The 23,143-nt window shown below is 46.7% G+C and carries 22 protein-coding genes; 15 read left to right on the forward strand and 7 right to left on the reverse strand.

The window, feature by feature from the left end; genetic code table 11:
• From lpxA to JQC93_RS17415, 9 genes are all read left to right on the forward strand, one after another.
• The gene (gene lpxA / locus JQC93_RS17375; RefSeq protein WP_205159640.1) at positions 1–789 is read left to right on the forward strand and encodes an acyl-ACP--UDP-N-acetylglucosamine O-acyltransferase; all 789 of its coding nucleotides are present in this window, start codon (positions 1–3) and stop codon (positions 787–789) included.
• Between the two features lie 74 nt (positions 790–863).
• Complete coding sequence (gene lpxB / locus JQC93_RS17380) at positions 864–2,030, forward strand: lipid-A-disaccharide synthase (protein ID WP_205159641.1); 1,167 nt, start codon at positions 864–866, stop codon at positions 2,028–2,030.
• A complete protein-coding gene (gene rnhB, locus JQC93_RS17385) occupies positions 2,027–2,644 on the forward strand; it encodes a ribonuclease HII (protein WP_205159642.1) in 618 nt (205 codons plus the stop codon). The genes lpxB and rnhB overlap by 4 nt, the downstream gene beginning before the upstream one ends.
• A 7-nt stretch (positions 2,645–2,651) precedes the next feature.
• Positions 2,652–6,131, forward strand: a complete 3,480-nt coding sequence (gene dnaE, locus JQC93_RS17390) for a DNA polymerase III subunit alpha (protein ID WP_205159643.1) — start codon at positions 2,652–2,654, stop codon at positions 6,129–6,131.
• A 41-nt stretch (positions 6,132–6,172) separates the two neighbouring features.
• On the forward strand, positions 6,173–7,132 hold the full coding sequence (gene accA, locus JQC93_RS17395; protein ID WP_205159644.1) for an acetyl-CoA carboxylase carboxyl transferase subunit alpha: 960 nt from the start codon (positions 6,173–6,175) through the stop codon (positions 7,130–7,132).
• Positions 7,133–7,196: 64 nt separating this feature from the next.
• Positions 7,197–8,555 carry a tRNA lysidine(34) synthetase TilS gene (gene tilS, locus JQC93_RS17400; protein WP_236009638.1) on the forward strand — a complete coding sequence of 453 codons (1,359 nt, stop codon included), beginning with the start codon at positions 7,197–7,199 and terminating at the stop codon, positions 8,553–8,555.
• A gap of 57 nt (positions 8,556–8,612) precedes the next feature.
• Positions 8,613–8,921 carry a c-type cytochrome gene (locus tag JQC93_RS17405; protein WP_205159645.1) on the forward strand — a complete coding sequence of 103 codons (309 nt, stop codon included), beginning with the start codon at positions 8,613–8,615 and terminating at the stop codon, positions 8,919–8,921.
• 18 nt (positions 8,922–8,939) lie between these two features.
• Complete coding sequence (gene glnB, locus JQC93_RS17410; RefSeq protein ID WP_084886360.1) at positions 8,940–9,278, forward strand: nitrogen regulatory protein P-II; 339 nt, start codon at positions 8,940–8,942, stop codon at positions 9,276–9,278.
• A gap of 124 nt (positions 9,279–9,402) precedes the next feature.
• Positions 9,403–10,290 carry an endonuclease/exonuclease/phosphatase family protein gene (locus JQC93_RS17415; RefSeq protein WP_205159646.1) on the forward strand — a complete coding sequence of 296 codons (888 nt, stop codon included), beginning with the start codon at positions 9,403–9,405 and terminating at the stop codon, positions 10,288–10,290.
• On the opposite strand, the gene JQC93_RS17420 is transcribed toward JQC93_RS17415, so the two are convergent.
• Both JQC93_RS17420 and gloB read right to left on the reverse strand, forming a co-directional pair.
• Positions 10,287–11,870: a LysM peptidoglycan-binding domain-containing protein gene (locus tag JQC93_RS17420; RefSeq protein ID WP_205159647.1), complete on the reverse strand. Its 1,584-nt coding sequence runs from the start codon at positions 11,868–11,870 to the stop codon at positions 10,287–10,289. The genes JQC93_RS17415 and JQC93_RS17420 overlap by 4 nt on opposite strands.
• Before the next feature lie 88 nt (positions 11,871–11,958).
• Positions 11,959–12,714 (reverse strand): hydroxyacylglutathione hydrolase, encoded by a 756-nt coding sequence (gene gloB, locus JQC93_RS17425; protein ID WP_205159648.1) that lies wholly within the window; start codon positions 12,712–12,714, stop codon positions 11,959–11,961.
• A gap of 40 nt (positions 12,715–12,754) precedes the next feature.
• Between gloB and JQC93_RS17430 the strand changes: the two genes are divergently transcribed.
• Positions 12,755–13,492: a class I SAM-dependent methyltransferase gene (locus JQC93_RS17430; RefSeq protein WP_236009639.1), complete on the forward strand. Its 738-nt coding sequence runs from the start codon at positions 12,755–12,757 to the stop codon at positions 13,490–13,492.
• Here the strand turns inward: JQC93_RS17430 and rnhA are convergent.
• On the reverse strand, positions 13,485–13,949 hold the full coding sequence (gene rnhA / locus JQC93_RS17435; RefSeq protein ID WP_205159649.1) for a ribonuclease HI: 465 nt from the start codon (positions 13,947–13,949) through the stop codon (positions 13,485–13,487). The genes JQC93_RS17430 and rnhA overlap by 8 nt on opposite strands.
• Before the next feature lie 50 nt (positions 13,950–13,999).
• On the opposite strand from rnhA, the gene dnaQ reads away from it, so the two are divergent.
• Positions 14,000–14,746: a DNA polymerase III subunit epsilon gene (gene dnaQ, locus JQC93_RS17440; protein ID WP_205159650.1), complete on the forward strand. Its 747-nt coding sequence runs from the start codon at positions 14,000–14,002 to the stop codon at positions 14,744–14,746.
• 25 nt (positions 14,747–14,771) lie between these two features.
• The gene (locus JQC93_RS17445) at positions 14,772–16,028 is read left to right on the forward strand and encodes a TIGR03503 family protein (RefSeq protein ID WP_328837038.1); all 1,257 of its coding nucleotides are present in this window, start codon (positions 14,772–14,774) and stop codon (positions 16,026–16,028) included.
• A gap of 139 nt (positions 16,029–16,167) precedes the next feature.
• Here the strand turns inward: JQC93_RS17445 and fadE are convergent, their stop codons facing one another.
• The gene (fadE, locus tag JQC93_RS17450; RefSeq protein ID WP_205159652.1) at positions 16,168–18,612 is read right to left on the reverse strand and encodes an acyl-CoA dehydrogenase FadE; all 2,445 of its coding nucleotides are present in this window, start codon (positions 18,610–18,612) and stop codon (positions 16,168–16,170) included.
• Between the two features lie 233 nt (positions 18,613–18,845).
• Here fadE and lpcA point away from each other — a divergent pair, with 233 nt between their 5' ends.
• Together lpcA and JQC93_RS17460 are read left to right on the forward strand one after the other, a co-directional pair.
• A complete protein-coding gene (lpcA, locus tag JQC93_RS17455) occupies positions 18,846–19,421 on the forward strand; it encodes a D-sedoheptulose 7-phosphate isomerase (protein WP_205159653.1) in 576 nt (191 codons plus the stop codon).
• Between the two features lie 15 nt (positions 19,422–19,436).
• Positions 19,437–20,276, forward strand: coding sequence for a class II glutamine amidotransferase (locus tag JQC93_RS17460; RefSeq protein WP_205159654.1), 840 nt, complete (start codon positions 19,437–19,439; stop codon positions 20,274–20,276).
• Between the two features lie 82 nt (positions 20,277–20,358).
• On the opposite strand, the gene purN is transcribed toward JQC93_RS17460, so the two are convergent.
• The gene (gene purN / locus JQC93_RS17465) at positions 20,359–20,994 is read right to left on the reverse strand and encodes a phosphoribosylglycinamide formyltransferase (protein ID WP_205159655.1); all 636 of its coding nucleotides are present in this window, start codon (positions 20,992–20,994) and stop codon (positions 20,359–20,361) included.
• A gap of 17 nt (positions 20,995–21,011) precedes the next feature.
• On the reverse strand, positions 21,012–22,052 hold the full coding sequence (gene purM, locus JQC93_RS17470) for a phosphoribosylformylglycinamidine cyclo-ligase (protein ID WP_205159656.1): 1,041 nt from the start codon (positions 22,050–22,052) through the stop codon (positions 21,012–21,014).
• A 294-nt stretch (positions 22,053–22,346) separates the two neighbouring features.
• Here purM and upp point away from each other — a divergent pair, with 294 nt between their 5' ends.
• Complete coding sequence (gene upp / locus JQC93_RS17475) at positions 22,347–22,973, forward strand: uracil phosphoribosyltransferase (protein ID WP_205159657.1); 627 nt, start codon at positions 22,347–22,349, stop codon at positions 22,971–22,973.
• Positions 22,974–23,051: 78 nt separating this feature from the next.
• Here the strand turns inward: upp and JQC93_RS17480 are convergent.
• On the reverse strand, positions 23,052–23,143 hold a 92-nt coding region (locus JQC93_RS17480; RefSeq protein ID WP_205158803.1), incomplete at its 5' end, for an IS3 family transposase.

Below are 23,143 nucleotides of genomic sequence, written 5' to 3' on the forward strand. Positions count from 1 at the left end.
ATGATCCATCCATCAGCAAGCGTTCACCCTTCAGCGGTGATTGAAGGCGATGTCACTCTAGAAGCTAACGTTACTGTTGGTCCATTTACCTACATCTCGGGCAATATTGTCATTGGTGAAGGTACAGAAGTGATGTCTCACGTGGTAATCAAAGGCCACACTATTATTGGTAAAGAGAACCGTATTTTCCCACAGGCTGTGATTGGTGAAGAAAACCAAGATAAAAAATACGGTGGCGAAGATACGAAAGTGATCATCGGTGATCGCAATGTCATTCGGGAAAGTGCGCAGATTCACCGCGGCACCACGCAAGACAAGTATGAAACAGTGATTGGCAATGACAATCTATTGTGTGTAAACGCCCATATCGCTCACGATGTGATTGTGGGTAACCATACTCACATAGGTAATAACGCAATACTGGGCGGCCACGTGACCGTTGGCGATTACGCAGGGGTAATGGCGCTGTCGGCGATCCACCCATTTTGTACCGTTGGTGCCTACGCGTATGTTGGCGGGTGCAGCGCGGTTGTACAAGACGTTCCACCGTACGTATTGGCGCAAGGTAACCACGCGACTCCGTTTGGACTTAATAAAGTGGGTTTACAACGTAATGGGTTTGAAAAAGCCGAGATTCGTACGTTGTTTAAAGCGTACAAAGAGATTTACCGCTCAGGAAACACCTTGACAGAAACTCGCCCAGTGTTGATTGAGATGGCTAAAGAGACACCATCGGTACAGAGATTTATTGATATGCTCGACACAACTGAACGTGGCATTATTCGTTAATAGTTGGGAATTGAGTTAAGCTAAAAAGATCGCTTTAATGCGATCTTTTTGTCGTTAATTAGGTAGCATTTTTCATGGAAACAGGTCAACAAACATCGCCACTTAGAATTGGTATCGTCGCAGGCGAGCTTTCTGGTGATACGTTAGGCGAAGGTTTTATCAAGGCTATTTTGGCTGAGCATCCCTATGCCGAGTTCGTCGGTATCGGTGGGCCAAAGATGAACGCATTGGGTTGTCGCTCTCTGTTTGATATGGAAGAGCTATCGGTGATGGGGTTGGTCGAAGTATTAGGCCGCCTCCCTCGACTTCTAAAAGTCAAAAAAGGGTTAGTCGATGAGTTTATTGCTAATCCGCCCGACGTGTTTGTTGGTATTGATGCACCAGACTTTAATCTGCGTTTAGAGCGCGATCTTAAAGATGCAGGGGTTAAGACGGTTCACTATGTAAGTCCTTCAGTCTGGGCGTGGCGACAAGGGCGTATCCACGGGATTGCTAAAGCAACCAATTTGGTGCTGGCTTTGCTCCCGTTCGAAAAGGCTTTTTACGACAAGTTTGATGTGCCTTGTGAGTTTGTGGGGCACACTTTGGCAGACGCCATTCCAATGCACTCGGATAAACAAGCCGCGCGTGTAAAGTTAGGCCTAGACAGTGAAAAACGCTACCTTGCGGTGTTACCTGGTAGCCGCGGCGCCGAGCTCGAGAAGTTGTGCGAACCCTTTATTAAAACCTGCCAAAAATTACACGCCGATGATCCAGAACTGGGCTTTGTCGTGGCACTGGTCAATGATAAAAGGCGTCAGCAGTTTGAGAAAGCGTGGCAAGAATTTGCACCAGAGCTTGAGTTTACGCTGGTTAATGACACAGCTACCGATGTTATGACCGCAAGTGATGTGGTGATGCTAGCCTCTGGCACAGTGGCGTTAGAGTGCATGTTAATAAAACGTCCGATGGTTGTTGGCTATATTGTTAATCCAGTCACCGCGTGGTTGCTTAAGCGTTTAGTTAAAAGTAAGTTTGTGTCGCTACCCAATATTTTATCCGATCGAGAGTTGGTAAAAGAGTATTTACTGGAAGAGTGTAACCCCGATAACCTCAGCGCAGAAGTCACTCGACTACTGGGTGATGAGTCGAAACCTATGGTCGAAGAGTTCACGAGGTTGCATCACATGATTCGTAAAGATGCCGATGTGCAATCGGCGCAAGCTGTTTTAAGGCTGATCGATAGAGAGAATAAGTCATGAGCAAAGCTGTAGAGCTCGAGCCGTTTGAATACCCTAGTGGGTATACTTTCATTGCTGGCGTTGATGAAGTGGGCAGGGGGCCGCTTGTTGGCGATGTGGTGACCGCTGCGGTAATTTTAGATCCTAACAACCCCATTCCAGGGCTGACAGACTCTAAAAAACTGAGTGAGAAAAAACGGTTAGCCTTAGAGCCGTTAATTAAAGAACGAGCGCTGGCGTGGTGTATCGGTCGATGCACCCCACAAGAAATTGACCAGCTTAATATCCTACAAGCTACCATGGTCGCAATGCAGCGCGCGATCAATGGACTTTCTACTACTCCAAATCTTGCGTTAATTGACGGCAATCGTACCCCCGAATTAACCATGGACGCTATTGCTGTGGTCAAAGGAGACTTGCGAGTCCCTGAAATCAGCGCCGCCTCTATTATAGCTAAGGTGGCCCGTGATAATGACATGCAAGAGCTTGATAAGCAGTATCCTCAGTTTGGCTTTGCCCAGCACAAAGGGTATCCGACAAAAGCGCATTTCGCCGCAATCGAAGAGTTTGGTGTGATTGAGCAGTATCGAAAGAGTTTTAAACCGGTGAAGCGCGTTTTAGGAATTGAGGACTGAATCAGTAATGTCTAACCCGAAGTTTGTTCACTTAAGAATTCACAGTGATTTTTCAATGATTGATGGCGTGTCAAAAGTACCGCCTATTGTTAAAAAAGTCGCTGAATTGGGTATGCCAGCAATGGCATTAACCGACTTTACCAATTTATGTGGATTGGTGAAGTACTACAACGCTGCGCACAACAACGGCATTAAGCCGATTATTGGTGCTGACTTCCTGATGCAGTCCGACGAGTTGGGTGACGAACTGACTCACATCACTGTGCTTGCGTCTGACAATAAGGGCTACAACAACCTCACATTGCTCATTTCTGAGGCGTATTTACGTGGTCATGTTCAGCATAGCCCTGTCATAGACAAAGAGTGGCTTGCCAAATATAACCAGGGCCTTATCGTTCTTTCTGGTGCCAAAGACGGTGAAGTTGGTAAAGCACTATTAAAAGGGAACTCAGATTTAGCGAACCAATGCGTCGATTTCTATCAGCAACATTTTGCCGATCGCTTTTATTTGGAACTGACCCGTACGGGTAGGGCAGACGAAGAGAGTTATTTACACTTTGCTCTTGAATTGGCTGCAGAGCGCGACTTGCCAGTTGTCGCGACCAACCAAGTGGTCTTTTTATCGACCGACGATTTCGACGCTCATGAAATCCGTGTAGCGATCCATGATGGATATACACTCGAAGACCCACGTCGACCAAAACTCTACAGCAATCAGCAATATCTGCGTTCTGAAGACGAGATGGTGGAGCTGTTTCAAGACATTCCAGAAGCTTTGCAAAACTCGGTAGAAATTGCCAAACGTTGCAACGTGACAGTACGTCTGAACGAGTATTTCTTACCCAACTTCCCAACAGAAGGGATGAAGATTGAAGACTTTTTGGTTAAAAAGTCTCAAGAAGGCTTGGAGCGACGTCTGGCGTTTTTATTCCCCGATGAAGAGGTGCGAGCCAAGCGTCGACCTGAATACGATGAACGCCTAGAGATCGAGCTTAAAGTTATCAATGACATGGGCTTCCCGGGTTACTTCTTGATCGTTATGGAGTTTATCCAATGGTCAAAAGACAACGCAGTGCCAGTAGGTCCTGGGCGCGGTTCGGGTGCGGGTTCATTAGTTGCCTATGCACTGGATATTACCGACCTTGACCCATTGGAATACGATCTGCTTTTTGAGCGATTCTTAAACCCTGAGCGTGTATCGATGCCCGATTTCGATGTCGATTTTTGCATGGATAAACGCGACCAGGTGATCGATCACGTTGCCGAGATGTATGGCCGTGATGCTGTATCGCAAATCATAACCTTTGGTACGATGGCGGCCAAAGCGGTAATTCGAGACGTAGGCCGTGTGCTGGGGCACCCTTACGGCTTTGTAGACCGTATTTCAAAGCTCATCCCACCCGATCCTGGTATGACGCTAGCAAAAGCGTTTGACGCAGAGCCACAACTTCCTGAAATTTATGAAGCCGATGATGAAGTTCGTGATCTCATTGATATGTGTCGAAAGCTGGAAGGCTGTACACGTAATGCGGGTAAGCACGCCGGCGGGGTCGTAATCTCACCCACGACGATCACCGATTTTGCTCCTATCTACGCCGATGCGGATGGCAACTTTCCTGTCACTCAGTTTGATAAAAACGATGTTGAAACCGCAGGATTGGTTAAGTTCGACTTCTTGGGGCTTCGGACGCTAACTATTATCGATTGGGCATTAGGGCTCATTAACCCTCGTTTAGAAAAACAAGGTAAAGAGTCGGTTCGAATCGAATCGATCAACCTAATCGATCCGCCGTCATTTACAACCCTTAAGAACTCGGAAACAACTGCGGTATTCCAGCTTGAATCTCGTGGTATGAAAGACCTTATTAAACGTCTTCAGCCAGACTGTTTTGAGGACATTATCGCATTGGTTGCGCTGTTTAGACCGGGCCCATTACAATCAGGCATGGTAGACAACTTTATCGACCGGAAGCACGGTCGAGAAGCCATTTCCTATCCGGACGAAAAGTGGCAGCACGACTCGCTGAAGGAAATTCTAGAGCCAACTTATGGCATCATCCTGTATCAAGAGCAGGTAATGCAAATAGCACAGGTTCTCGCAGGCTACACCCTTGGCGGCGCTGATATGCTGCGTCGTGCGATGGGTAAGAAGAAGCCTGAAGAGATGGCCAAGCAGCGCAGTATTTTCCGTGAAGGCGCCGAAAATAACGGAGTTGATGGCGAACTGGCAATGAAAATCTTCGATCTGGTGGAAAAGTTTGCCGGATACGGATTTAACAAATCGCACTCAGCAGCCTATGCGCTTGTCTCTTACCAGACACTGTGGCTCAAAACGCACTACCCGGCAGAATTCATGGCTGCGGTAATGACCGCCGATATGGATAACACCGAAAAAGTGGTCGGGTTGGTGGACGAATGTCACCGGATGAAACTTAAGGTACTGCCACCGGACATTAACGCTGGCTTATATCGCTTTAACGTGGATGAAGAAGGGGCCATTGTATACGGCATTGGTGCGATCAAAGGGGTAGGTGAAGGCCCGATTGAAAACATCATTGAAGCTCGAGACAAAGACGGCTACTTTAAAGATCTCTTCGATTTTTGTGCGCGAATAGACACCAAAAAAGTAAATAAGCGCGTTATCGAAAAACTTATCCAAGCTGGTGCACTGGACCGCTTAGGGCCACACCGCGCTGCGATGATGGCGTCGGTTGACGATGCTGTTAAGGCTGCAGGCCAACATCACCAAGCAGAAGCTTTTGGTCAGGCGGATATGTTTGGCGTATTAACCGATACTCACTCGGAAGTTGAACAAAAATATACGCAAGCGGATCCTTGGCCTGAAAAGGTATGGCTTGAGGGCGAGAGGGAGACGTTAGGGCTATATTTAACGGGTCACCCGATCAATGCCTATTTGAAAGAATTAACCAAATACACCAGTTGTCGCTTGAATGCAGCCACTCCAACGCGGCGCGATCAGAGTGTTACCCTAGCCGGTCTGGTGATCGCTGCCAAAGTGATGACGACCAAGCGAGGCAATCGAATTGGGATCTTGACCCTAGATGATCGCTCCGGAAGAATGGAAGTTATGCTATTCTCTGATGCATTAGATAAATACGCTGAACTTCTCGAAAAAGACAAAATATTGGTGGTATCGGGACAGGTCAGCTTTGATGATTTTAACGGTGGCCTTAAAATGTCCGCCCGCGAAGTCATGGACTTAGGTCAAGCAAGAGAGAAATTTGCCCGTGGCCTATCGGTATCGATTCAAGAGTCGCAAATTGATCAACGATTCTTTGAACGCTTTACTCAGGTATTAGAGCCCCACCGTGGCGGTGTGGTGCCAATACATGTTTACTACCAACGGCAAGAGGCTAGAGCCAAATTGTCGTTAGGGGTAGAATGGCGGGTAACGCCAAACGATGACTTAATAGACGAATTGCAACAGCTGCTGGGTAAACACCAAGTTGAGCTGGAATTTAACTGATCTTTGGCTTAATGCCAAAGCTGATAAGTAAGGATCCCTAGATGAGTTTAAACTTTCTAGAGTTTGAAAAACCGATTGAAGAATTGGAAGCAAAAATAGAAGCCCTACGCGATGTTTCAAGCCGTGGTGTTGAAGACGGTGTTGATCTGGACAAAGAGATCAAACAACTCGAGAAGAAAAGTTTAGAGCTTAAAAAGAAAATTTTTGGCGATTTAGGTGCATGGCAAGTTGCGCAGCTGGCTCGCCACCCGCAACGTCCTTATACACTGGATTACTTGGACCTCATCTTTACTGAGTTTGATGAGCTCGCAGGTGATCGTGCATTTGCTGACGACAAGTCTATTGTTGCAGGAATGGCACGACTAGAAGGTCGACCAGTGATGGTGATTGGCCATCAAAAAGGCCGTGATACCAAAGATAAAGTGAAGCGTAACTTTGGTAGTCCAAAACCTGAAGGCTACCGTAAAGCGTTGCGCTTAATGAAAATGGCTGAGCGTTTTAACATGCCAATTATTACCTTTATCGATACTGCGGGTGCTTATCCAGGCGTTGGCGCAGAAGAGCGTGGCCAGTCAGAAGCAATCGCAACCAACCTAAAAGTAATGGCGGGTCTGAAAGTGCCGGTTATTTGTAACGTGGTCGGTGAAGGCGGGTCTGGTGGTGCATTGGCTATCGGTGTAGGTGACTACGTCAATATGCTGCAGTATTCAACGTACTCGGTAATTTCACCAGAAGGGTGCGCATCCATCTTATGGCGTGATTCAGCTAAAGCTCCGCAAGCTGCTGAAGCAATGGGTCTAGTCGCTTCGAAGCTGAAAGAGCTAGAGTTGATTGATGCGGTGATTGAAGAGCCGCTGGGTGGCGCGCATCGTGATTACCCTGCGGTTGCAGAAAATATTAAGCAGACGCTGCTGAAGCAACTTGAAGACCTCGATGGTCTTGACGTTGAGCAGTTACAAGATCGTCGTTATCAGCGATTGATGAACTACGGTTACTGTTAATCGATAGCAACACCTTATAGAGCGAGCTTATTAGCTCGCTTTTTTGTCATTGAAGAGGGACGATTTGACACACTTGCTCTCAACGCTTGAGTCACAACTTGAACCATTTCGCGCATCGCACAACCGCCTTGTATTGGGGCTAAGTGGTGGCCTAGATTCTCGAGTTCTATTACAGTTGCTTGCGACGCTGCGTGATGTTCAGCGCCGTGATAATGTGCTCCCTGTCTGGGAGATACAGGCAATACATGTGCATCATGGGCTCAGTGATAATGCAGATGTGTGGGCACAGCAATGTAAAGCGTGGTGCGAAGCGCTGTCGATAAAGTTTGTGTGCGAAAAAGTAACGGTGGAGACTGGTTCGCGGCTTAGCCTTGAGCAGCAAGCCAGAGAAGCTCGGTATCAGGCGTTGGCTCAGTACGTCGATAAACGAACACTATTACTGACCGGTCATCATGCAGATGACCAATTTGAAACCTTTTTATTGGCATTGAAACGAGGCAGTGGTCCAAAGGGATTGTCTTCAATGGCAGCGAGTCGTGCGTTTAATGATGGTGTACTGCTTCGTCCACTGCTGGGTTGCGATCGCAATGAACTGCGTGATTTTGCTACGTCGATTGAGTTAGAGTGGGTTGAAGACGAAAGCAATACCGATACTCGTTATGACCGTAACTTTCTACGTCAGGATATTATCCCAAGCATCAAGCAGCGTTGGCCACAAGTAACTCAGCAGGTTATTAAAAGTACAGCCCTTTGTGCCGAGCAAGAACAGCTGCTTACCGAGCTGCTCACACCCATCTATCAGCATTGTCTACACAATGATGCGCTATTGATCGCTCCATTAGTTGAGCAGTCGCCATTGACGCAAAAACGCCTTGTACGAATGTGGTTTGCAGAGCGTGGGCGACTCATGCCTTCGCAAAAAATTCTCAAGCAGATTCTTAATCAAGTGTTGCATGCTCAGGCGGATGCGACTCCGATTGTCGAGCTCGACAATGGGCAGCTTCGCCGTTTTCAAAATTCCCTATATATTGTCGATAGCCTGCCCGAACTGTCTCATTGGCAGCAACCATTACCATTAGATACTTGGCTAGATCTTCCAGCACAACATGGGACTATTGGGGTGTTCTCGGATGATACCCACATCCAAGACAACTGTTTTTGGGTGGGCAATATTAGTGATAGTCCTGATCTGAGTGGATTAACTGTGTCGTATAACTCTACAGGGCTTAATGCTAAGCCTGTTGGACGAAGTGGTTCACGCAAACTTAAAAAGCTCTGGCAAGAGTACTCTGTCCCACCATGGTTGCGACAGCAATACCCTATTGTATTGCAGCAACAATCCGTCATTGCCGTTGCAGGGCTGTTTACGGATCAGCGATTTTGTGGCACGGGTTACAAAGTTATGTGGAAAAAAGAGCACTAGTCGTGGCACACTATCGTGTAATAATTATTCTAAAAGACATCTAAAGGTATGGAAGCTATGAAAAAGTTATTAGTTATTGCAGCGACTTTAGCGCTCACTTCACAAGTGACGTTTGCCGCAGATATTGAGGCAGGGAAAGCCAAATCAGCGATTTGCGCTGCCTGTCACGGCGCTGATGGTATTGCACTCATTGCCGGTTACCCAAATATTAAAGGTCAAAATGAGGCCTATCTTGTTTCTTCTCTCAAAGCCTACAAACAGAAGCAGCGCACAGGTGGATTGGCCGCAGTTATGCAGGCGCAAGCGTCGTTGCTAAACGATACAGACATTGAAAACTTGGCGGCGTACTACGCAAGCCTTAAATAACCATTAGACGAGTAACCAATGAAAAAAATTGAAGCGATTATAAAGCCATTTAAGCTTGACGATGTACGCGAAGCTCTAGCTGAAGTAGGCATTACTGGTATGACTGTGACCGAAGTAAAAGGCTTTGGACGTCAAAAAGGGCACACCGAACTGTACCGCGGCGCAGAGTACATGGTGGACTTTTTGCCTAAAGTGAAGCTTGAAATTGTTGTGAACCAAGACTCAGTTGAGCAGTGTGTCGATACTATTATTGAAACGGCTCAAACCGGTAAGATTGGTGATGGTAAAATTTTCGTAACAGACGTCGAACGTGTTGTTCGTATTCGTACTGGCGAAGAAGACGAAGAAGCCATCTAAGCACATTCAATCGCTCCCTGCTTCTCTTCATTTGCAGGAATGAAAAAGATCATGCTATCAGCTAATGCTAGAATAGCTTGGTCTTTTTTTTGCTCTAAATCCACCTCCATGCTTGGGGAAAACTATGTCTTGGTTAAAACGTTGCCTCACTTTATCGTTACTTTTGGTGGTGCTGTATGGCGGTTGGCAATGGCTTGTCTCTCCATTGGTTTTTACGCTCTCTGAGCAGACGCCTATTGCGTTGGTCAACGATGATGAGGCCAACCCTAATAAGCTAACTCAAGGGCATAACAACGCCTCTTGTTTAGAGATGGATCAGTTAGAGCCTTTAGACAATGACGGACAGCTAAGAGTGTTGTCGTGGAACATTTATAAGCAAAACAATGACGGGTGGGACGCCGAGTTACTTACATTGCTGGAACGAACCGAATTGAGCTTGTTGCAAGAAGTCTCTTTGTCGCCCTCATTTATTAATTGGCTAAACCAGCTCAATTGGTTTGGCCAACAGGCGAGTGCGTTTGAAGTGTTTGATAAAAGCTCTGGCGTATTTAATTTGTCGCAGCGCTTGCCAGAGAAAGTATGTGCAATATTTGAAACCGAACCTTGGTTGCAACTACCCAAATCTGCTCTGTTTGCCTCCTATCAACTGTCCAATGGAGAGTCGTTATGGGTGGTCAACTTGCATGCGGTAAACTTCACGTTAGGTACCGAAGAGTTTGAGCAGCAACTGGCCGAGTTGGAGCAAGCACTCATTGAGCATCAAGGCCCTGCCATATTTGCCGGTGACTTTAATACCTGGAGCGAAATTAGGCAGGAAAAAGTCGAGAACGTCATGCGTACGTTAGGGCTTGAAGAAGCGAAATTTACACCTGATTTGCGTACTACGTTTGCCATTACCGGGCAGCCATTAGATCATATCTTCTATCGAGGCCTGCAACTAAAAAAGGCTGAAGTGATTAACACTTCAGCCTCAGATCATAACGCGTTATGGGCGGAGTTTACGCTAAACTAGACGCTCACTTTGGTCACATCGACATACAGCTTGAGGTTTTGGCCTGGCTGTAAGTATTTACGGTTTTGCAGACTGTTCCATTGAATAATGTCTGAGCTGCGAACTTTGAATCGTGATGCGATACCACTGATTGTGTCACCACTGCGCACCTTGTAGTAAACCGTGCGAATGATTTCACCTTGGTTATTGTCTTTCCAAATCACCAACTTTTGACCAATACGCAGCGTGTCGCGAGGCCCCATACCATTCCAGCGAGCAAGATCTTGATGCGTCACTTTATGCGCTTTGGCAATGGTCCAAAGGCTATCGCCGCTGACCACGGTATAGTTCATTTTATGCTGTCCGCGCGCTTTAGATTGTGTTTCTTCCAAGCGATTGGCTGCACTGAGTGCATAGGATTTGTCATCGGTGGTTGAGGTTGGCACTAACAGGTACTGTCCAGCACGGATCATATTGCCTGTCATGCCATTTGCATTTCTGATCACCGCGCTGGTGGTGTTGTGACGTTGCGCGATCACACTGATGCTGTCCCCCGATTTTACCTGATAGCGCACTAATTTAACGCCTTTACCGCGATTTGCTTCTACTTCATTTAAGAATGGCGTCACTGTCTCGATAGGCAGTAATAAGTGCTGAGGTCCATCCGGAGCTGTTGCCCACTGGTTGTATGCCGGATTGTAGCTTTGTAACTCTTTGATGCTTATGCCAGCATAATTGGCCGCAATGGCGAGATCCAATTGCTCTTTAGGATCGACACGTTGCAATACAGGGGTATTCGCGATCTCAGGAATATCGATACCATACTCTTCGGCATTGGCGATAACATCAGCAAGAGCGAGAAGTTTTGGTACATAGCCGCTGGTCTCTTTAGGTAACTCTAGAGAGAAAAAATCGGTCGGTTTGCCTGCTTTAACGTTTTTTCGGATAGCGCTAGAAACGCGCCCACCGCCACTGTTGTAGGCTGCAATCGCATGGTTCCAGTTACCTTCAAAGCGTTTATTCAAATATGTCAGGTAATCAAGCGCAGCATCGGTAGCGGCGTCAACGTCACGTCTGCCGTCATACCAGTAATCTTGTTCAAGTCCGTACATCTTGCCGGTTGCAGGGACAAATTGCCATAAACCAGCGGCGCTGCCATGGGAGTACGCAAACGCGTCAAAGGAGCTTTCAACGACAGGAAGTAGGGCCAACTCCAATGGCATATCGCGCGCTTCAATCTTTTCTACAATTAAGTGTAAAAATGGCTCTGCGCGTTTGGAGACTGTTCTTAGGTGTGAAGGGTGCTTTAAATACCAGCGACGGTAATAATCGACCGTCTTATGGTCAGGAATATCTAGTTCCAACTGCATAGATATTCGATCCCACACATTGTCTTGTTGCTGTGGGGTGAGCACGACAGGCTCTACTTTAGGCTCAGGTAATGGCGCGACTTTGTCTTCGACGGCTTTAGGCTCGACAACGACGGAATCGGTGCTACCAGTGCTTGGTTCGGAAGGCTCTGGAATAGAATCTTGCTGTTGAGGCGCCATTTGACACCCACCTAATACTAGGGCCAACAGCCACACCGATTGTTTGTTCATTACTACTCAAGCCTGAATTCAAAATTGGCCGTAGATAATACTTTGCCCCAGTAAGAGTGACAAGTGTAGGGTGGCTAAACTTTGAACTTTAGAAATCGTTTTTCCAATCTCTTAAGTAAGCAAATACGTCTAGGGGTTCTCTAAGAGCTTGTTTCGTCTGCCACTGCTCAGTATCTAGACATTCACAGCGTAAGAATGGATTAATCGCAAGCTCGAGTTCCAATGTTGTTGGCAAACTAGGTTGATTGTCACTGCGCAGTGATAGTACTTTTTGCTGATAGTGTTGCAGGCGAAGATTGGTGGGATCTGCTGCTAAAGCAAAATCAATATTGGCTTGTGTGTATTCATGGGTTGGGTAAATATTTGTGTTGGCAGGCAGAGCTTTGATTTGATTTAAACTGTCAAACATCTGCGAGTAACTCCCTTCAAATACTCGACCACACCCTGCACTAAACAGAACATCACCACAAAAAAGCGATTGCTCACCATAGTAGGCGATATGATCTAGAGTATGCCCAGGCAGCGCTAAAATTTGGTAATGGTGATCGGCGAACATAACGGTATCGCCCTTTTCTAAACGATGATCAATAGCCTCAAAGCGACAAGATTTAGGTCCATACACGTCCACATCAGGGTAACGACCTTTTAGAGAAGACACCCCTCCGGTATGATCGGCATGATGATGAGTGAGCCAAATTTGACTAAGCTTCAGCTGATGATCCTCTAAAAATTCGATCACTGGGGCAGCATCGCCGGGGTCCACCACGCAACAACGTTTATTATCATCGACAATTAGCCAAATGTAGTTATCATTAAAAGCAGGTATGCAATTGATTGTGCGCATATTTATTTTCCTGAGTCGAGATTGAAAAGGCGGTCACCCATTGCTTAAACCAGCACGGATCACTCAAAAACTGCAACAGCCCCATTCTTGGCAACAATTGGGCAATGGTCAATGGGTATTTGAAGGCATTCAGATGCGCATAGACGAGTGGGCTCCGAAATTGTTTGGCTATCACATGCTAAAACTCGGTGGATTGAGTTGTGAGCTGAATACCTCTCTAAGTACCATTCCTCATCAGGTTAACTTAGACATCAAAAATCCACTGCATTCGGTGATTGCTGACGCCTTTGACTTACCGTTTGTTGAAAAAAGCTTTGACGTAGTGTTGTTAAGCCATCAGTTGGATTATTGCCAAGATCCTCATCGACTGCTTCGCGAGGTGGATAGGGTAATGATGGACGACGGGTACATCATTCTAACAGGATTCAACCCAATCAGTTTTTCTGGTGTGGCGAGCGTCCTTCCTTGGCGAAAGAAAAACTTACCTTGGAGTGGACGAATGTTCACCCCACACCGTGTCCATGATTGGCTTGGCTTGTTGAACTACCAAGTTATTCACAGTGAGCAGTATGCGCTTTTTCCAAATCCTAAACAGCGCGCAATTTGGGCGTGGCTAGAAAATATGTGTGGCAATAGCGGCAGTAAATTAGGGTCGCTGTACTATATTGTTGCGCGAAAGCGAACTTATCCGATTAAACCTCTTAAGCCTCATTGGCGACTCAAGCGACGTTTGTCACCTGTTGGTGTATCGATAAAAGCCCACTCTCGTACTAACTAGGTTGATAGCCTGTATCGTCTTCAGTGGGGTTTTCTGCCGCGGATCGTGCCAACTCGTCACACATTTCATTTTCGCGGTGCCCAGCGTGTCCTTTAACCCATTTCCATTCAACTTGATGATTGGCCGCTGCACTATCGAGTGCTTGCCATAGGTCGGCATTTTTCACTGGTTTTTTATCAGATGTCTTCCAGCTGCGCTTTTTCCAGTTATGGATCCATTGGGTGATCCCTTGTCGCACATATTGACTGTCGGTTGTTAAAGTGACCTTGCAAGGCTGTGTTAAGCTTTGCAAAGCCACAACCGCCGCCATCATTTCCATGCGATTGTTGGTGGTCATGGTGTAACCTTTGGCTAAGGTTTTTTCGTGACCTTTGTAGCGCAACACAATTCCATAACCCCCTGCTCCAGGATTACCTAGGCAAGAACCATCTGTGAAAATTTCGACGTGTTTATCCATGATTTGATATGATTGGGCATTATTTCGGACAGTCTGACACAATTAATCGTATGAACACCAGCCAAAATCCAACTCAAACGGCCAGCAGCGGCCGTATAGTGGTTCTCGATACGGAAACCACCGGTATGAACCGTGAAGGTGGTCCCACTTATTTAGGACACCGTATCATCGAAATTGGTGCCGTTGAAATTGTAAATAGAAAGCTTACCGGGCGACATTTCCATGTGTATATCAAACCAGACCGAGAGATCGATCCCGAAGCCATTGATGTTCACGGTATTACCGATGAATTCCTATTAGACAAACCTGAATACCGTCAGATTCATCAAGAGTTTATTGAGTTTATTGACGGCGCCGAGCTAGTTGCACACAACGCGTACTTCGACGTTGGCTTTATGGATCACGAGTTTGAGCGTCTTGACCCAAAAATAGGTAAGACGGAGCAATACTGTTCTATCACCGATACTTTGGCGATGGCGAAAAAACTCTTTCCAGGCAAACGAAATAACCTCGATATCTTGTGTGACCGTTACGGAATAGATAACTCTCATCGTACGTTGCACGGCGCATTACTCGATGCTGAAATTTTGGCCGATGTCTACCTGTTAATGACAGGTGGGCAGACCACGTTAAAGTTTGGTGGAGGGTCTAATGAAACCGACAGTGCCATCATTCAGCGCGCAAGCAATCAACGAAAACCGCTAAAGGTTTTGCAGGCATCGGCCGATGAATTAGAAGCACACCAATCTAGATTGGATGTTGTGGCCAAAGGTGGGAGCTGTTTGTGGCGTGACTAGTTCCATTACAAGTAGGGAGACGTTGGTGCAGTTCAAATCATTTCCACTTTTTTTAGCCGTCATACTTACGGCATTGTCCTCACTGAGTTGGGCTAATGAGCAGCAATTTAGTTTGTTGGATAACCGATTTCGTATCGATCCTACTATTCAACAAGTGTCGTTTGTAATTTATCGCAGCGAACAGTCACAATCGGTAGTACTGGTTCGCCCTGATGGTGTGAAGTACTACGCATGGCAGCACCCAGAGCATGTCGCTTGGTATGAAGAAAATGGCATGGACATTATTTCAATTGATCAGCCAATGCCAGGGCCATGGCAAGCCATAGGAAAGGTCACACCGAAAAACAACATAAAAATTCTGTCTGATTTAATGCTTGATGTCGACTTTCTGTCGAATCGGCTGTATCAAAATGAGCGTATAAAGCTGCAAGCTAATCTAACCACCCACGGTGCACCTATTGTTCTTCGAGATTTTTTGGACAGGGTCAATTTACGGGTAACGTTCACACCCTATGTCGAAAATGAATCAGAAATAACCAAAGAGGCTCGTCCCATTCCAATTGTTGTCGGCGAGTTTTCCGATGATGGTTTGGAGTATGATGAAGTTGCAGGAGATGGTAAGTTCACCGTCGATCTTCCGATCAATGTTGAACCGGGTAAATACCGTGTTCGAGTGACCTCTGGTAACGGAGTATTCCTGCGAGCGGTTGAACAAGAAGTGTTGGTATACCCACCACCTATCACTGTTGATTTCTCCCAGTCACGTACATTGGATCCACACAGTATTACGATTGTTGGAGAGCGAGCAACCATTGCTCCGGGCTCCATCAGTGCTCACATAAGCGTTACGGACCCAGAAGATAACCAACGCCACTACACCACACAAGTACCGAAAGACAGTGCCAGATTGAAGGTTGAAGTCGCGTCAGACAAACTTATTGGTAATCACAGTATTAGCACTATTGTGTATGCGACAGATCTGGCCAACAACCGTGACTTGGTATTAGAAACCGCGCCAATTAATTTTGGCTCGGTCGAGTCTGTTGACGTCGAAAAGGCGAGGGAGCAACAGCGGATTGCTCAAGAGAAGCAGCAGAAAGAAGAAATGCTGCGTCAAATCGAACACAAACGTGCAGAAGATCGTAAGCGGTCACTCACTATCATCATTGTCGGAAATATAGCGGTATTAATCATTGGGCTGGTAGTCGCCTTCATCGTGTACAGGCGCCGCAAAAAAGCGGCCGCTGAACCAGAGCTTCAATTGAGTGCACCTCCTAGTTAACGGGTCAAAGATAACGAAAAAGGGATGAGCATGGCTCATCCCTTTGTGTTTATAGAAGCGGACGTAATTTAGATCAACCAAAGCAATTACCTGATTTTTCCGTCGCAATTTGCTGACCAGTTAATTACTTCGATAGGTATTACATTACAGCTTCAAGATCTTTTTGTACTGAAGCGGCTTTAAGTGCCTGTGGATCAAACTCATCCACATTGATGGTCGCAAGTCGGTGCTGCTCTGCTTCAATCAGCAGTTCAGCTTCTTCTTGGTTGATCAACTCGGCGGCTAACGCTTCCTCCGCAAGGCGGTCCAAATTGGTGAACGGACGACGACGTTGCTGCGCTTTGCAAATTCGTTCAAATACAGGCTCAGCTTGTAAGACAACGTTTAAGGCCAATTCAATCTTACCCGCTGGGTTGTGCTCCGATGGAGTAAGGTATTGGTGGCGACCTAAACGAGAGCGTGTAGCACTTGGCGTTTGCAGTATTTGCGCTAAAGTGTGATCCAACTTGTCACTAGGTAACTTGCGAACACGGCCAAATGGCATGATCACCACTCGTAATAGTTTACCCAATACAGGGCTTGGGAAGTTACGTAAAAACTCATCAATTGCAACTTCAGTCTGATGCAAGCTCTCTTGCAGTGCCCAATCCATAAGAGGCTGGTCTTCCTTATGCGCCCCATCAACGGCAAATCGTTTAAGCGTTGCCGAGCTCAAGTACATTTGGCTTAGGATATCGCCAAGACGCGCAGATAAACGTTCACGACGTTTTAGCGAGCCGCCTAACACTGCCATAGACACATCCGACAGCAAGGCTAAGTTGGCACTATAGCGGTTAAGCTGCTGGTAATAGCGTTTGGTTGCACTATGCAATGGCGCGGTTGAACTGCGTCCGTCAGTAATACCTAGCCATAGGCTGCGCACAAAGTTACTCATCGCGAAGCCGATGTGACCAAACAGCGCATCATCAAACTGATCGAGCGCATCGCTAGCGTTTGAATGAGCTGCGTTCATTTCCTTAAGTACGTAAGGGTGACAACGAATCGCACCTTGGCCATAAATGATCATGGAGCGAGTCAGTATGTTGGCACCTTCCACGGTAATGGCCACTGGCGAGCCCTGATATCCACGAGCAATGAAGTTTGATGGGCCTAGGCAAATACCTTTACCACCGAGAATATCCATCGCATCAATCGCACCGCGCTGGCTTCTGTGGGTACAGTGGTATTTAACAATGGCAGAAATTACGGACGGTTTTTCACCCAAATCGATACCAGTAACCGTAAGGTGACTGGCTGCATCTATCATGTACGCGTTGCCGGCGATTCTAGCTAATGGCTCTTCAATCCCTTCCATACGGCCAATAGGCTGCTTAAACTGACGCCGAATACGCGCATAGGCACCTGTGGCCATGGCAGCGGTTTTCAGTCCACCCGTCGAGTTTGACGGCAGCGTAATGCCACGCCCAACTGAGAGACATTCAACCAGCATACGCCAGCCTTGTCCGGCCATCTTCGGACCACCAATAATGAAATCGAGCGGTACAAATAGATCGTTGGCACGCGTAGGCCCATTTTGGAATGGGACGTTTAATGGGAAGTGACGATTGCCGACTTCGACGCCGTCAAGATCGGTTGGAATAAGCGCACAGGTTATCCCTAGCTCTTCGGTCTCACCGAGTAAGTGGTTAGGATCCCGCAGTTTAAACGCAAGGCCAAGTACCGTTGCAACAGGTGCAAGCGTGATATAGCGTTTGTTCCACGTAAGGCGCATGCCTAATACCGTTTCGCCTTGCCATTCACCTTCACACACGATACCGAAATCAGGGATAGAGCCTGCGTCCGAACCGGCTTCTGGGCTGGTCAATGCAAAACAAGGGATCTCTTTACCTTCGGCGAGGCGAGGTAGGTAGTGATCTTTTTGCTCAGGGGTTCCATAGTGCTGCAACAGCTCACCAGGACCGAGAGAGTTAGGCACACCTACGGTTGAAGAGAGTACCGCGGACACCGAGGTTAATTTTTGTAAAACAAGTGATTGGGCGTAAGCGGAAAACTCCAATCCACCAAATTCTTTTTTGATGATCATGGCAAAAAACTTATGATCTTTTAGGTACTGCCAAATCTCTGGTGGCAGGTCGGCCAACTCATGAGTGACTTGAAAGTCATTGACCATTGCACACACTTCTTCCACTGGGCCATCAAGGAAGGCTTTTTCGTCTTCGCTCAGCTTGGACAGCTCGATATCACTTAAATTGTCCCAGTTAGGCTTGCCGCCAAATAATTCGGCTTCCCACCATACTGTACCGGCTTCCAAGGCTTCTTTTTCCGTTGATGACATCTCAGGCAATATCTTACGGAACACGTTTAGCGCTTTAGCCGAAACCAATGATTGACGCAGATTTGGCAAGATTAGCACTGAAGACAATGCTGCAAACACCAACCAACTGATCACACCTACGTCGGACGCGATGGTTCCAACAAATAGGATTATGGCTGTGCTCCCCACTCCTTTTAGTAGCGAGTCACGTCGATAGAGATGGATTCCTATCGCAGCAAGCACCAGTAAGTAAATAACTATGAGTTCCATTTTCACGTCCTTGACTATAATTCTTGGTAAGAGGTCTAACCAGTTAACTATAAATCAGAAGTAACAAGAATGTAAAATTAAAGTTAATGCTCGGTTTGTGGAAGTTTGAGCGCGGTTCGATTTTTAGACGAAAAAACACCAAGTTGCTTTGGTATGGCATTTCATAGGGGGAAAACTCGACAGTGAGGCGTGATCTCGCTAATCTCAGGTTAACTAACAAAAAGGATAAGCACATGTACCAAGACCTAATTCGAGGCGAGCTCTCTGAAGCTGCTACTGTATTGAATGACTTTTTGTCTGATGATCATAATTTGGCGCAAATAGAGAAAGCGGCAAAAGCGATTGCTGATTCTTTTAAACAGCAAGGGAAGGTATTGTCTTGTGGCAATGGTGGCTCACACTGTGATGCTATGCACTTTGCCGAAGAGCTCACTGGTCGTTACCGTGAGGATCGACCAGGGTACCCCGGCATCGCCATTTCAGACCCAAGCCACTTGTCTTGTGTCAGCAACGACTACGGTTACGACTTTGTGTTTTCACGTTATGTTGAAGCGGTCGGCAATCAGGGTGATGTGCTGTTTGGCCTATCGACTTCAGGTAACTCTGGCAACATTATCAAAGCCATTGAAGCGGCCAAAGCTAAGGGTATGACTACTATCGCGTTGACGGGTAAAGACGGTGGTAAAATGGCGGGCCTTGCCGATATCGAAATTCGAGTGCCACATTTTGGCTACGCCGATCGTATTCAAGAAGTACACATTAAGATTATTCATATCGTGATCCAATTGATTGAAAAAGAGATGGAATAGGGAGCGCGAACGTCGATGTGTGAGTTGTTGGGAATGAGTGCCAATGTGCCAACCGATATCTGCTTTAGTTTTACAGGACTAATGCAGCGTGGTGGACGCACGGGGCCACATCGAGATGGTTGGGGGATCACCTTTTATGAAGGGAAAGGGTTTCGCACCTTTAAAGATCCGAACCCCAGTTGTGACTCCAAAATTGCTGAGCTTGTTCAGAACTACCCAATCAAAAGTTGTTCGGTGGTCAGCCATATTCGCCAAGCTAATCGTGGCGAGGTGAACTTGGAAAATACTCACCCATTCAATCGTGAATTGTGGGGCAGGTATTGGACTTACGCGCACAATGGGCAGCTCACTGGCTATGAAGACCTAGACACAGGTAGACATATGCCAGTTGGTCAGACCGACAGTGAAAAAGCGTTCTGCTGGTTGCTTAATCAACTAGAACAGCGTTTCCCTTCTAAGCCTGACTCACTCGACGATGTGGTAGAAGTACTCACTCAATGCTGTGACGAATTGCGTAAGTTAGGCGTTTTTAACCTTCTGCTATCAGATGGCGATTATGTATTTAGCTATTGCACCAATCACCTATACTGGATCACTCGCAGAGCACCGTTTGGTAAAGCATCGTTGATTGATGAAGATGTGACGATCAACTTTCAAGAAGAGACTACACCTCATGATGTGGTGACGGTGGTTGCCACGCAACCCCTAACGCTCAATGAACAGTGGACTCGTCTAAAGCCAGGTGAGTATGCGCTGTTCTATCACGGTGAGAAAATCTCGGGTAACAGCGAGCAGTTATTGGATGTCGATTTTGCCGAAGCTAAACCGGGTAACCAAGCACCCAGCGCCATGTAGCGGCATCGTAAACCACATTTAACAGAGCAAAAGGGGGAAAGCTGTCATGCTTTCCCCCTTTTTAGTCCTGTCAGAGCAGACGCTATTCGCTGGCGTAACCCATTTCTGGTAATGCAACACCGTCTAATACCGCGTCGCCATTGACCATGTTAAGTCGCTCTCGAACAAACCAATCCACCACCAATGGATAGATGCGGTGCTCTTGGCTTTGTACTTTATCGGCTAGTGACTCTGCACTATCGGTGTCAAAAATAGGCACCTTTGCCTGAAGTATCACTGGGCCGCCGTCGAGTTCTGGCGTGACAAAGTGCACGCTGGTACCGTGCTCACTATCACCGGCGTCAATGGCGCGCTGATGGGTATGTAAACCTGGGTATTTGGGTAGCAGCGAAGGGTGGATGTTAAGCATCTTTCCTAGATAGTGCTCAACAAAGTCATCACTCAAAATACGCATATAACCCGCCAAAACAATAAGGTCTGGTTGGTATTGGTCTATCTCAACCATCAGTTGTTTATCAAACGCGGCTCTACCTTCAAACTGACTGGCATCGACAAAATGCCCATCGATGCCAGCATTAGAGGCGCGTGTTAATCCATACGCCTCTTGCTTGTTAGAAAATACCGCAACAACTTGGGCATGCTCACTGTCGCTAAATCGGTCTACGATCGATTGCAAGTTTGAGCCATTACCTGAAATCAGGACAACAATCCTTTTCATCTGATCAGGTCCCACAGTTATTTAATGATTACTTGCTCTTCGCCTGATTCAGCAGTGGCGATTTCACCAATGACCCATGCGTTCTCGCCTTCTGCGTTTAACAGGGCAACCGCTGCGTCTGCCTGTGCTTTTGGAAGTGCAACCACTAGGCCAACACCACAGTTAAAGGTGCGGTACATCTCAAACGTCTCAACGTTACCTTTTTGCTGTAGCCAGTTAAAAATGGCTGGCCACTCCCAGCTATTGCCATCGATAACCGCTTTAGTCCCTTCTGGTAGAACGCGAGGGATGTTTTCCCAAAAGCCGCCTCCAGTGATGTGCGAAATAGCGTGAATGTCGTGCTGTGCAATCATTTTAAGAGCAGACTTAATGTAGATTTTAGTTGGCTCAATCAAATGTTCGCCAATAGTACGGCCATTAAGATCTTCATTAAGATCGGCATTCGAGACCTCTAGTACCTTGCGGATCAATGAGTAGCCGTTAGAGTGAGGACCGCTTGAGCCCACAGCAATCAGCGCGTCACCTGCACTGACTTTGGTTCCATCAATGATCTCTTCTTTTTCTACCACACCGACACAAAAGCCTGCGACGTCATAGTCTTCGCCTTCATACATACCTGGCATTTCAGCGGTTTCACCACCGATAAGAGAACATCCTGATTGTACACATCCTTCCGCAATACCTGTCACTACATCCGCTGCAGTGTCAACGTCCAATTTGCCCGTCGCGTAGTAGTCCAAAAAGAACAGCGGCTCAGCACCTTGAACAATTAGGTCGTTTACACACATAGCCACAAGATCGATGCCAATGGTATCGTGCTTGTTCATGTCTAATGCTAGGCGTAATTTAGTACCAACTCCATCTGTACCCGACACTAACACTGGCTGCTTGTAGTTGGTTGGCAGTTCGCACAGCGCACCAAACCCGCCAATGCCACCCATAACTTCAGGACGGCGAGTGCGTTTTACCGCACCTTTGATACGGTCTACTAGGGCATTACCAGCGTCGATATCAACGCCAGCGTCTTTGTAGCTTAGAGAAGTGTTATTTGTGCTCACAGGGAACCTCTTAAATAGACGAAAGGTAATACCAAATTCAAAGTATGAATACTCTATACGCAACGCCAATGTTATTTATCTAAGGCGAAAGCCTGTATAAATAGGGTGTGTGCGCACCATTTTGAGTGATTCAGTATCGGATTTGGATCAAGCTAAAAAATTTGGCGCTATTCTAACAGGCAAAATGCAAAACGAAAACGTTTGCGCAAACTTTTTTTCCTATAAAATTGCACTGAAATGTTGTGTTAATCAGGCTATAATTCGTGAGTTTTAGTTAAATTTCCTGGAGTAGAAATGAACGTTGTTGAAGTGAAGCACCCACTGGTCAAGCATAAACTGGGTCTAATGCGTGAAGGCGACATTAGCACCAAGCGTTTTCGTGAGCTTGCAACAGAAGTCGGTAGCCTACTAACTTACGAAGCAACTGCTGACTTTGAAACTGAAAAAGTAACAATCGAAGGGTGGAATGGCCCGGTCGAGATTGATCAGATTAAAGGTAAGAAGGTTACGGTTGTCCCAATCCTTCGTGCAGGTCTTGGTATGATGGACGGCGTGTTAGAGCACGTACCTAGTGCCAAAATCTCGGTCGTTGGTATTTACCGTGATGAAGAAACTCTAGAGCCAGTACCTTATTTCAATAAGTTGGCATCAAACATCGACGAGCGTATTGCGCTGGTGGTTGATCCAATGTTGGCAACAGGTGGTTCACTGATTGCAACGATAGATTTGCTCAAAGAAAAAGGCTGTCAGCACATTAAAGCGCTGGTATTGGTTGCAGCGCCAGAAGGCATTGAAGCGCTTAACAAAGCCCACCCAGATGTAGAACTGTACACCGCAGCGATTGACGAGAAACTGAACGACAAGGGCTACATTGTTCCTGGTCTTGGTGACGCGGGTGATAAAATTTTCGGCACTAAGTAGTCGTATCGTAAAATCAGATCTATTTAGAGAAAAAAAACCAGTCGTAGTGAAGTGACCCCTTAAAGTTGGACATTTCTGTTAAGCGGCTTGTAAGGCCTGATTTCGATATTCCATCGGAGTCAGGCCTTTTAGTTTCACCTTGATGCGTTTTGTGTTGTAGTACTCGATGT

Source organism: Vibrio ulleungensis (genome assembly GCF_016900875.1).
Classification (GTDB): Bacteria; Pseudomonadota; Gammaproteobacteria; order Enterobacterales; family Vibrionaceae; genus Vibrio; species Vibrio ulleungensis.